The organism is Amycolatopsis sp. NPDC033938 (genome assembly GCF_055575975.1).
In genome coordinates this window covers 710,238-720,827 of the sequence record NZ_JBVIRO010000002.1, presented here as the reverse complement: position 1 = coordinate 720,827, position 10,590 = coordinate 710,238, and the positions used below count along the sequence as shown (strand labels likewise).

11 protein-coding genes are annotated in these 10,590 nt (G+C 70.5%); 4 read left to right on the top strand and 7 right to left on the bottom strand.

Going from position 1 to position 10,590, the window contains the following annotated elements:
- The first annotated feature begins 129 nt into the window (after positions 1–129).
- Positions 130–756, top strand: a complete 627-nt coding sequence (locus ACZ5ZX_RS10015) for a hypothetical protein (protein ID WP_465501621.1) — start codon at positions 130–132, stop codon at positions 754–756.
- Between the two features lie 243 nt (positions 757–999).
- Here ACZ5ZX_RS10015 and ACZ5ZX_RS10010 read toward each other — a convergent pair whose 3' ends face one another.
- Genes ACZ5ZX_RS10010 through ACZ5ZX_RS10000 form a run of 3 tightly spaced genes read right to left on the bottom strand, consistent with a single transcriptional unit; the run spans position 1,000 to position 3,392 of the window.
- Positions 1,000–1,761: an adenosylcobinamide-GDP ribazoletransferase gene (locus ACZ5ZX_RS10010; protein ID WP_465501620.1), complete on the bottom strand. Its 762-nt coding sequence runs from the start codon at positions 1,759–1,761 to the stop codon at positions 1,000–1,002.
- Complete coding sequence (gene cobT / locus ACZ5ZX_RS10005; RefSeq protein WP_465501619.1) at positions 1,758–2,777, bottom strand: nicotinate-nucleotide--dimethylbenzimidazole phosphoribosyltransferase; 1,020 nt, start codon at positions 2,775–2,777, stop codon at positions 1,758–1,760. Before cobT ends, ACZ5ZX_RS10010 begins: the two co-directional genes overlap by 4 nt.
- A gap of 9 nt (positions 2,778–2,786) precedes the next feature.
- The gene (locus ACZ5ZX_RS10000; protein WP_465501618.1) at positions 2,787–3,392 is read right to left on the bottom strand and encodes a bifunctional adenosylcobinamide kinase/adenosylcobinamide-phosphate guanylyltransferase; all 606 of its coding nucleotides are present in this window, start codon (positions 3,390–3,392) and stop codon (positions 2,787–2,789) included.
- A gap of 36 nt (positions 3,393–3,428) precedes the next feature.
- On the opposite strand from ACZ5ZX_RS10000, the gene ACZ5ZX_RS09995 reads away from it, so the two are divergent.
- Together ACZ5ZX_RS09995 and ACZ5ZX_RS09990 are read left to right on the top strand one after the other, a co-directional pair.
- On the top strand, positions 3,429–4,361 hold the full coding sequence (locus tag ACZ5ZX_RS09995; RefSeq protein WP_465501617.1) for a cobalamin biosynthesis protein: 933 nt from the start codon (positions 3,429–3,431) through the stop codon (positions 4,359–4,361).
- Positions 4,358–5,815 (top strand): cobyric acid synthase, encoded by a 1,458-nt coding sequence (locus tag ACZ5ZX_RS09990; RefSeq protein ID WP_465501616.1) that lies wholly within the window; start codon positions 4,358–4,360, stop codon positions 5,813–5,815. Before ACZ5ZX_RS09995 ends, ACZ5ZX_RS09990 begins: the two co-directional genes overlap by 4 nt.
- A gap of 85 nt (positions 5,816–5,900) precedes the next feature.
- Here the strand turns inward: ACZ5ZX_RS09990 and ACZ5ZX_RS09985 are convergent, their stop codons facing one another.
- Together ACZ5ZX_RS09985 and ACZ5ZX_RS09980 are read right to left on the bottom strand one after the other, a co-directional pair.
- Entirely contained in the window at positions 5,901–6,662 is a 762-nt protein-coding gene (locus ACZ5ZX_RS09985; RefSeq protein ID WP_465501615.1) for a CbtA family protein, read from the bottom strand.
- A gap of 14 nt (positions 6,663–6,676) precedes the next feature.
- Positions 6,677–6,886, bottom strand: a complete 210-nt coding sequence (locus ACZ5ZX_RS09980) for a CbtB domain-containing protein (protein WP_465501614.1) — start codon at positions 6,884–6,886, stop codon at positions 6,677–6,679.
- Positions 6,887–7,094: 208 nt separating this feature from the next.
- Between ACZ5ZX_RS09980 and ACZ5ZX_RS09975 the strand changes: the two genes are divergently transcribed.
- Positions 7,095–7,988, top strand: coding sequence for an ROK family protein (locus tag ACZ5ZX_RS09975; RefSeq protein ID WP_465501643.1), 894 nt, complete (start codon positions 7,095–7,097; stop codon positions 7,986–7,988).
- Here ACZ5ZX_RS09975 and ACZ5ZX_RS09970 read toward each other — a convergent pair.
- Positions 7,978–8,763 carry a DeoR/GlpR family DNA-binding transcription regulator gene (locus ACZ5ZX_RS09970; protein ID WP_465501613.1) on the bottom strand — a complete coding sequence of 262 codons (786 nt, stop codon included), beginning with the start codon at positions 8,761–8,763 and terminating at the stop codon, positions 7,978–7,980. The genes ACZ5ZX_RS09975 and ACZ5ZX_RS09970 overlap by 11 nt on opposite strands.
- Before the next feature lie 296 nt (positions 8,764–9,059).
- Complete coding sequence (locus tag ACZ5ZX_RS09965; protein ID WP_465501612.1) at positions 9,060–10,472, bottom strand: Dyp-type peroxidase; 1,413 nt, start codon at positions 10,470–10,472, stop codon at positions 9,060–9,062.
- Between the last annotated feature and the right edge of the window lie 118 nt (positions 10,473–10,590).

Sequence of the window (10,590 nt, the reverse complement as noted above, 5' to 3'; positions counted from 1 at the left end):
GCGTCTCGGGGGTCGGGGGCCTCGTGTCCGCGGGGGGCGGGGGCGGTGGTGCGGTTGCGGGGTTGGGGGTTTCCCCCTGCTTCCGCGCCTCCCGACCACCTCGCCGGGCAAAGATGATTGGATGAGCCGGTGAACTTCGTGATCGGCGTCTTCGATCTCTTCGCCTACACCATCCCCGGCGCGCTGTACGTCGCGTTCTTCGGCTACCTCGGCACGAAGCTGCACATCCTGACAGCGGCGAGCATCGGTGGCGTGCCCACGGTGGTGCTGGTCGTCGTGATCGTGGTGCTGAGCTTCCTGCTGGGCTATCTGGCCTATCCGCTCGGCGACGCGATGGAGCGGATCGTGCCACGCCGTCGGCAGCGGGTCCCCGCCGAGGAATTCCTCCGCCGGATGCCGTCGGCAAAGGACCGCCCGTACGTCAAGGAGAGCCCGCATCTCCTGCTGGGCGCGCTGCAACTGCACGACAAGGACGTCGCGGTCGACGTCACCCGGCTACGCGCGTCCGGCCTCATGGTGCGCAACTGCGCTCCGCCGCTGCTGTTCGGGGCGATCGCGGCGGTCGTCGAGATCTTCACCGGCAAGCACCCGTTCATCGCCGCCGGGATCGCGGTCCTGCTCATGTTCGCGTCGATCACCCTGATCTCGCAGGGCCGCAAACTCGGGCTCTGGGCCGGGATGAAGACGCTCGAACTGTGCTTCTGGCTCCCGGAAATCGACGAGAAACTGGCGGCTGACCGCAGCAAGTGCTCGTGAGTGGTAAATGTCGTTCTAGCCAAGGATGTTTACGTACCTATGGCGGGCGAGGGCGGTAGCGGCCAGGCCGTGAAGGACTCCTTGAGGGACTCGGAGTCCCTCAAAGCTCCCTTCACTCGTCGCGGACGGCCGTCACGAGCCTCAGCAGCACCACCTGTCACACCGGCTGCGCGTGAAGGCCCCCTTCCCTCGGCTCAGCCGAGGGAAGGGGGCCTTCACGCGTTCCGCCGCTGCTGCGGCTCCTCAGAACGACGAAGCCAGCAAGACCCCCGCGACGGAGACCTCGACGCAGCCCCCGAGCACGTCCCCGGTGACCCCGCCCAGCCGCTGAACGCACCGCGCCAGCAACGCCGACGCGGCCAGATAGCCGACCACCACCGCGACCGCGCCTTGCCACCAGGAAATCGGCCACCAGGAAACCGTCAACGCCGCCGAACCCGCGAGCACGACGAACACCGCCGCGGCCGCCCACACCGGCACCGAGCCGGCGACGGTCGCGCCCAAGCCCTCGGGCCGCGCGGAGGGGACACCCCGCGCGCAGCACAGGGAAAGCACGCCGCGTCCGGCGACGACCGCGATCGCGGCCGCCGCGATCCCGTGCCCGGCCGTGATCGCCCCGGACAGCGCGCCGACCTGCACGAGCAGGACCAGCACGAGCGTCGCGATCCCGGTCGGCCCGGAGTCCCCTCGGCGCATGACCTCCAGTGCCCGCGCGCGGTCGTACGAGGCGCCGAGCCCGTCGGCCGTGTCGGCGAGGCCGTCCAGATGAAGCCCGCGGCTGCCCAGCGCCACCGCCCCCAACGCGAGTGCCGCCGACGCGAAGGCGGGCAGGCCGATCAGTTCACCCAAGTAGACGATGACAGCGGCGACGGCCGCGAGCGGTACGACGGCCAGCGGAGCGAGCACCATCGCGCCCCCGGCCACCCGCCGGTCGATCACCCCCGGCGCGGGCACCCGGACCGTGGTCAGGGTGCCGACGGCCATCTTCAGCGCGTCGCCGATCAAGCGAGGTCCGCCAGCAGGCCCATCTCCGCGAGGATCGCCCGCGCCGCCCTCAACGTCGGCACCGCCTGCACCGCGCCGCTGCCCTCACCGAGCCGCAGCCCGAGGTCGAGGATCGGCTCCAGTCCGAGCGCCTTCAACGCAAACGCTTGCGAGGGCTCGGTGGAACGGTGCCCCGCCAGCCACCACTGCTCCGCACCCGGCGCGATTTCCCTGGCCACGAGCGCGGCCGCGCCGGAGAAGACACCGTCGAGCAGCACCGGCACGCCGCGGACCGCCGCCTGCACGAGGAAGCCCGCCGTCGCGGCGAGACAGGCGCTGCCGAGCGCGGTCAACACCGCGAAGGGGTCCTTCATCGCCCCGGCCCGCGCCAACGCGGCTTCGACGACCGCGACCTTCCGCGCCCGCCCGTCCTCGTCGATGCCGGTACCCGTGCCGACGACTTCTCCCGCGGCCAGGCCGAGCACCGAAGCGACCACGGCCGCGCAGACCGTCGTGTTGCCGATCCCCATGTCGCCGGGGATGAGCAGATCCGCGCCGCCGTCGATTTCCTCGTCCGCGATCGCGAGGCCGTGTTCGAACGCCGTGCGCGCCTCGCCCTCGGCAAGCGCGTCCTCGACGTCGATCGAGCCGGAACCCCGCCGCACCTTGTGCGCGGTGACCTCGGCGGGTACGTCCGCGCCGTCCCAGTCCACCGCGATGTCCAGCGCCCGCACCTTCGCCCCGGCCAGTTCGGCCAGCACGCCGACGCCGCTCTTCCCGGCGAGGAACACCCGGACCATCGCCGCGGTGACCTCGCGCGGATACGCCGACATGCCGGACACCCCATGGTCCCCGGCGAACACGACCACCCGGACGTCGTCCAGTGGCCGAGGCGGGACGACGCCGTGCGCGGCGCTGAGCCACGCGGCGAGGTCTTCGAGCCGTCCGAGCGAACCCAGCGGTTTGACCAGGCCGTCCAGTCTGGTGCGCGCGGCGGCTTCGGCGGTGGCGTCGGGGGTGGCGATGGCGAAACGCATAGCGGCTCCCTAAGGCAGGTCGAGCGTCCGTCCGGCGACGACCAGTACGGTCCGGTCGGAAACGGCGGACACCCGGTTGTTCAGCGCGCCAAGCACATCACGGAACACCCGTCCCGACACCGTCGCGGGCACCACACCGCTGCCGACCTCGTTGCTGACCGCGATCACCGGCACGTCGGCCTGCGCCCACGCCGCCAGGAAGTCCTCGAGCCGCTCGTCGAGCCGCCGTTCCCAGCCCGCGCGCTGCTCCCAGGCGCCGACCTCGTCGAGAACGCGGCTGATCCAGGTGCCGAGGCAGTCGATGAGCAGCGGATGCGTCGCCGTGCGCAGCACCGTGGCCAGGTCGGTGGTCTCGATCGTCTTCCAGGTGCTCGGCCGCCGCGCGCGGTGCGCGGCCACACGAGCGGCCCATTCGGGATCCTCGGCGCTCGGCGGCAACCCGGGCGCGATGTAGGTCAGGTGCGGGTGGCGGGACGCGAGCCGCTCGGCGTGATGGGACTTCCCGGAGCGGACGCCGCCCAGTATCAGCACCTTGCCGTCGTCGCGCGAATAGCGGCGAAGTGCCCGCGCGAGAGTCTCCAGAACCCTCGCGAGGCGATGCGTCAGCTTGGTCATACCCCGCATTCTCGTGCACGCGCTACGGTTCGCCACGTGCCACTCCGACAAGCCGCCACCGCAGCCGGACTCGTTACCGGTTACGTCGCCGACGCCGTCTTCGGAGATCCACGACGATGGCATCCGGTCGCCGGCTTCGGCCGTGCCGCGCAAGCCCTTGAACAGCGGGTTTGGGCGGATTCGAAGGTCAGGGGCGCCGCGTACACCGCCGCCTGCGCGGGAACCGTCACCGGTTTGGGGGTCGCCGCGCGGTTTCTGACCCGGAAGCGGCCGCTCGCGCGGTTCGCGCTCACCGCGGCGTCCACCTGGGTGGTTCTGGGCGGGCACGGGCTCGCGGCCGAGGGCACCCGGATGGCCCGGCTCCTCGACGACGGCGATCTGCCAGGGGCGAGGCAGCGGCTGTCGCATCTGTGCGCCCGCGACGCCACCGGGCTCGACACCGAGCAGCTCGCGCGCGCGACCACCGAATCCATCGCCGAGAACACCTCGGACGCCGTCGTCGCGCCACTGCTGTGGGGAGCGGTCGCCGGAATCCCCGGGCTGCTGGGGTATCGCGCGCTCAACACCCTGGACGCGATGGTCGGCTACCGCTCGCCGAAGTACGCGAACTTCGGCTGGGCGTCGGCGCGCGCGGACGATCTGGCCAACCTGGTCCCGTCCCGCGTCGGCGCCGCGCTGACCGTGGCGGCGGCACCACTGGCCGGCGGCTTCGCCAAACCCGCGTTCCGGACCTGGCGCCGCGACGGGAAGCACCACCCGAGTCCCAACGCCGGACAGGTTGAGGCCGCGTTCGCCGGCGCGCTCGGGGTCCGGCTCGGCGGGACGAACAGCTACGGCGGCCGCACCGAGCGGCGCGGTCTCCTCGGCGACGGCCGCGAGCCGGAACCGGTGGACGTGCGTCGCGCGGTCCGGCTGTCGAGAGCGGTCGGGCTCGCCGCGCTGGCCGTCGCGGTGGCGGTCACGCGATGAGCGGCCTGCTCGTCGCGGGTACGACGTCGGACGCGGGCAAGAGCCTGGTCACCGCCGCGCTCTGCCGCTGGCTCGCCCGTCGCGGGGTGCGGGTCGCGCCGTTCAAGTCGCAGAACATGTCGAACAACTCGATGGTGTGCGCGGACGGCGCCGAGATCGGCCGCGCGCAATGGCTCCAGGCACGGGCGGCGCGTGTCGAACCCGAGGCCGCGATGAACCCGGTCCTGCTGAAACCCGGCAGCGACCGCCGCAGTCATGTCGTGGCGCTCGGGAAACCGTTCGGCACGCTGGAAGCGGGGGAGTACGCGACCGGCCGGGCGGGGCTCGCCGAGATCGCCTTCGACACGTTTCACTCCTTGAAACAGCGCTTCGACGTCGTGCTGTGCGAAGGCGCGGGCAGTCCCGCCGAGATCAACCTGCGCGAAGGCGATTACGTCAACATGGGGCTGGCACGGCGGTTCGGCCTGCCGGTGGTGGTCGTCGGCGACATCGACCGCGGCGGCGTCATGGCCGCGATGTTCGGCACCCTCGCGCTCCTCTCCGCCGAAGACCAGGCGCTGGTCTCGGGCTGGCTGGTCAACAAGTTCCGCGGTGACGTCGGCCTGCTCCGGCCGGGGCTGGAGACGCTGGAGAAACTCACCGGCCGCGAGGTCTTCGGCGTGCTGCCCTGGCTTGACCAGGTGTGGATCGACTCCGAGGACGCCTTGGCCGCGGCGGGCTGGGGCGCCACCGGTGGCTCCCTGCGGGTCGCGGTCGTGCGGTTCCCGCGTGCCTCCAACGCGACCGATGTGGACGCTCTGGCCGCGGAGCCCGGGGTCTCGGTCACGCTGACCGCGGATCCGGACACGGTCCTGTCCGCCGATGTGGTGATCCTGCCCGGTTCCCGTGCCACCGTGGACGATCTGGCGTGGCTGCGGGCCCGCGGGCTCGCAGCCGCGGTCGGAAAACGCGCCGACGCGGGCCGTCCGGTACTCGGGATCTGCGGTGGCTACCAGATGCTGGCCGCCGAGATCGAGGACGACGTCGAGTCCGGCGCGGGCACGGTTCCCGGTCTCGGGCTGCTGCCGACGAGGGTCTCGTTCAGGGCCGACAAGGTGCTGGCCCGTCCCTCGGGTGAATGGCGCGGCCAGCCGGTGGAGGCGTACGAGATCCACCACGGCGTGGTCTCGGCGACCGGACCCGCCGAGTCCTTTTTGGATGGACATCGGCGGGGCTCGGTGTGGGGCACGATGTGGCACGGTGCCTTCGAGAACGACGGTTTCCGCCGTGCCTGGCTGGGCGAAGTGGCGGATTGGTCGCCCGCCCCCGGAGCACCGGGCTTCGGCTCGCTGCGGGAGGCCATGCTGGACCGGCTCGCCGACGCCGTCGAGGAGCACGTCGACACCGCGGCACTTTTGCGCCTGATCGAGAACGGCGCGGTGGCGGGGTTGCCTTTCGTGCCGCCTGGGGTCTGACGGTTCTAATTGCGCGTGAAGGCCCCCTTCCCTCGGCTCAGCCGAGGGAAGGGGGCCTTCACGCGCAGTCACGCGAGCAAGAACCCTATGCGGTCTCGCGGGCCGGCGCCTTCTGCGCCAGTGCCTTCTCGACCAGCGCGCCGAAGACCAGGCCGAGCGCGGTCCACAGCACCACCTGTGTGCCGACCGAGGCCAGCCGGAAGGTCCACAGCGTGGCCCCGGGGAACCCGTCGGGGACCTCGTCGATCGACGGCAGCAGCGCCGCCGCCACCGCGATCAGCACGAGGTACCCGCCCGAGGCGATCAAGCCGCCACGCCAGGCGCCGATCTTGTCGGCCAGCTTCCGGCCGAACGCCGCGGCGAGGATGCCGATGAGCAGCGAAAGCGCCACGAAGCCGAAGTACAGCGAAGTCCGGCTCCCGATGGTGCCCGCCTGCCCGACGGCCGGTGGGTTCGCCGGGTACTTCAGGAACGGCACCAGGAACACGACCACGAAGGCGCCGCCGGTGAGCAGGGCGGCGGTCACCCTGGGCCGCAGCGTGCCGAGCCGTCCGTGGACGAAGGCGAACGCCAGCGAGAACAACCCGCCGACGGCGACGCCGTAGAGCCCGACACCGGTCAGCAGGCCCACCGTGCTCTGCACACCACGGGTCACGAGTTCTTCCTCCGCCGCCTCTGGCGCGGCGTGCTCGTGGGCGCCGGGAGCGCTGTGCGAGTGCGCGGAGGTGCCTTCGAGACCGATGGCGGTATCGACCGAAGGCTCACCGAAGAAATAGGCGAAAAGGGTCGCCAGGACACCAGCGACCAGGCCCGCGAGCATGCCGCGGACCAGCAAGGTCCTCATCATGGGGTGCGTGCCGCCTAGTGGCAGGGGAAGGCCAGCAGGTGCCGGCCGTCGTGGACGAACTCGTGGACGTACGAGTTCGCGAACACCGACACCGCGCCCTGCTCGGCGCTGACGAAGTACAGCGTGATCAGCGAAAGGAGGATGACGAGCACCGCCCAGGGCAGGATCTCGCGGACGGGGATCCGGATCGGGACGGGAATTGCGGTTACCGCGGGGGACGACATGGCGGTGGGACCTCCTCGGGCTAGCGCGGCCTCTTCAGGGGTGACACGACGGCGCCGGGTCTGGCTTCCCCGAACCTGCCGGTCCGAGGTCACAGTGGCGCGACCGCGCGGAATCTCACCGCGTTCCGGATACCGTCGTCTGGCCGGTCGAGCGTAGGTCTCCGCAAAGCGTCCGGTCAATGTGACAATCGCGGGTATGACACCTGCGGTGGCGGCACTCGATGTCGGCGGCACGTCCATCAAGGCGGCCTTGTACGACGCGGACCTGAAGGATCTGGCCAGTTTGCGCGAGCCGACGGCGCGCGGAGCGGACGGCGAGGCGCTCGCGGACCAGGTCGCGCGGATCGTGGAAACACTGGGCAAGCAGGCGGGCACCGGCACCCCCGACGCGGTCGGCGTGGTCATCCCGGGCATCGTCGACGAGGTCGAGCGGGTGGCGCGGTTCTCGGCGAACCTCGACTTCCGGAACGTGGCCTTCGGCGAGCTGCTCGACAGCAGGCTGGGGTTGCCGTTCGCGTTCGGGCACGACGTGCGCGCGGGCGGGCTCGCCGAGTTCCGCGTCGGCGCGGGCAAGGGTTGCGCGGACGCCGCCTTCATCCCGGTCGGCACCGGGATCGCGGCCGCGCTCCAGCTCGACGGGAAGCTGTACGCCGCGGGCGGGCTCGGCGGCGAGGTCGGGCATATCGACGTCGGCCACCGGCTGCCGTGCGGCTGCGGCGCGACGGGATGTCTGGAGGCGATCTCCTCGGCGTCGGCCATCGCCCGCCGCTACAGCGAGCACACCGGACGCCCGGCCGAAGGCGCCGAGCAGGTGGTCGACGCCGCCCGGCACGGCGACGAGGCCGCGATCTCGGTCGTCAACGACGCGCTCGACGGACTCGGCCACGGCATCAAGACCCTGGTCACGCTGCTCGCCCCCGAGGTCGTCGTGCTCGGCGGCGGCCTGTTCACCGCGGGTGACTACGTTCTCGAACCGGTCCGTGCCTGGCTGACGGCGAACCTGCAGTTCCAGCGGATGCCGGAACTGCGGATCGCGCAGCTCGGCGACGAGGCGGGCAGGCTCGGCGCGGCACTGCTGGCGTTGGACCGGCTCAAGCCTTGACGACTCGCACGCCTTCCTCCTCGAAGGCGTGCACCTGTTCGGGATCCGCGCGGCCGTCGGTGACGAGGACGTCGACGTCGGCGGTCGCGCAGATCTTCGCGAAGGCGTGACCGCCGAGTTTCCCGGCGTCGGCGAGTACGACGACCTGCCGCGCGCGGGCCGCCATCAGCCGGTTCGTGCTCGCGTCGCCCTCGTGATGCGCCTGCGCGCCGTGCACCGGGTCGAACGCGTCCACTCCGAGGAACACCAGATCCAGCGAGATCTGGTCGAGGAACAGCTGCGACAGCGGTCCGGACAGGTCGAACGACTGCTGCCGCGCGACCCCGCCGGTCACCACGATCTTGATGTTCGGCCGCACGGCGAGTTCGTGGGCGATGTTGAGCGCGTTCGTCACCACGGTGAGCGACGGGCCGCCGCTCGGCTCACCCATCTCCGGCCGGGTGGCGAGCGCGCGGCCCACCTCGGTGCTCGTGGTGCCGCCGTTGAGGCCGACCACCATGCCGGGGTCGACCATTCTCGCCGCGGCCGCCGAGATCCGTTGCTGCTCCGGCGCGTTGCGTGCGGCCTTGTGCCGCAACGGAAGGTCGTAGGCGACGTTGCTCGCGACGGCGCCGCCGCGGGTGCGGACCACGAGATTGCGGCCGGCCAGGTGATCGAGGTCCCGCCGGATCGTCGCGGGGGAGACACCGAGTTCGTCCGCCGAGACTTCGACGTCGACTTTTTCCCGCTCTCCCACCATGTCCAATAAGGCCGTCAGCCGTTCATGCCGATTCATCCCAGCTCCCTCCCCGAAGCGCGATGTCGCTTACCGCACCGGACAAAGTACTACGCGTCGCGGTACGGACGGAGAGAAGCGGCTGATTTGGGACGTCGAGGAGAAAAGGGAAGAACGGGCGCCGGCCACCCCCAGTGTGACCGGCGCCCGCCCCGTGGCCGGTACGCCCAGAACCGGCCCGCCTCGCAGGCTAGTGCCGTTGATCGCGGACTGATATCCGCTTTGCGTCCGTTCCGGTGACGTTTAGCGGATACCCCGCCGCCCGGTGACCGTGATCGGTCACAGTGCGTGAGAAATCAGCCCTTCCCGCCCAGGCCGCGCAGGAAGGCGAGTGACGGCATGAAGAAGTAGTCGCCACCCTTCAGCGTCACCGCCTGCGGGAACGGATCCGCGGTCACCGTCTCGGTGCCGGCCCATTCCTTGGCGTAGACCGATTCCGGGCGCGGACCCTGACCGATGACCGGATCGAGGCCGGGCGGCTTGACCCCGTCGGGCGGAATCGGGAACGACGGGTTGTTCGCCCACACCGCCTGGGTGAACTCGAACTGGTTGCCCAGTGCCGAATTGAACGCCATGAACAGCAGGCCGACCCCGCCGCTCGGCCGGGCCGACGGCGGCAGGTCGGCGTTCGGGTCGTCGGCCCGTTCGCCGTAGGGCACACCCCGCCGCGCCATCAGGTGCAGGCGCTCCAGCGACGGCTCCTCGGCGTCGCCGCTGCCCCGCGGGTTCGTCTTCCGGATGTGCGCCTGGAAGGGGCATTTCGCGCCGGCGGCGTCACTCCGGTAGTCGAAGTTGTTCGGTACCGGGCTTTCCACCCCGTCTTCCCGTTGCGCGGTCAGCGGGGTGCCGTCCTCGAACCGGCCGACGATCATCGCGCCCGCACGTTCCCGATCGTCGCCGACCAGCCCCAGTTGATCCGCCAATGCCTCCTCGGCCTGCTTGAATCGCCGCACATTCTGTTCCAGTTTGCGAAAAACGAAGTAGCTGCCGAAATGCACGGCGGGATCGGGCGCCGAGTGATCCGGGACGAGTACCTGGTTCAGTGGAGCGGCCGGATCCCAGGTGGTGATCCCGTCCGTCTCGGACTTTTCCTCGCGGAGGTCTTCCACCAGGAAGATCGGCTGACTCCGGCCGTCGACGTACCCGAAATGCTCGATTCCTTCGCCATGGGCGTTCACCCGGCCGAGTCCGGTTTCCTCCGCGACGACGGAAATGGTCGGCGGAATCAGCGCGAGAACCTCGTTCCGGCGCGCGGTCATCGGAGCGTCGGCACCGTCGCCGATGATGACGACGGCGTGGATGTCGTGGTGGTACCCACCGTCGAACGTGGAGAGCGGTGGGTCGTTCAGCTTCTCGCGGGTCTCCTGGTCACGCATGCCGAGGAGGAAGGATTTGTCTTGCGGCGCGTCGATTTTCAGGAACCGGTAGCCCGCCGCGGTGAGGCCGGTGCCGACGTAGGGCGACCCCTTAACGCCCTCGGTCTTGAAACGGTCGACCTCGGTCAGATGCGTTTTCGCGGACTTCATCAGCGGGACGAGTGACGCGAGGAACACTTTCGCGTCCGTCGGCTCCGAAAAACGTAGAAAAAGCGCGGAGAAATGGTCGCGAGCGTGAGCTTTGAGGATGTTCGGCTGAAGTTCGTCGAGCATCTTCGCGGCGTCGCCGGTCGCCTTCTTCCATTCCAAGGGCGCGTTCAGGTCGATGGTCATAGCAAGGAACCCCCTCATCGGAACCCGCTCGACGGCTCCGGCAGGTCTTGCCGGTCCCCGCCGCCGGGCGGGCCTTACCCCTTGCTACAACCGATACCGAAAGTCGGCCGTCCGCACC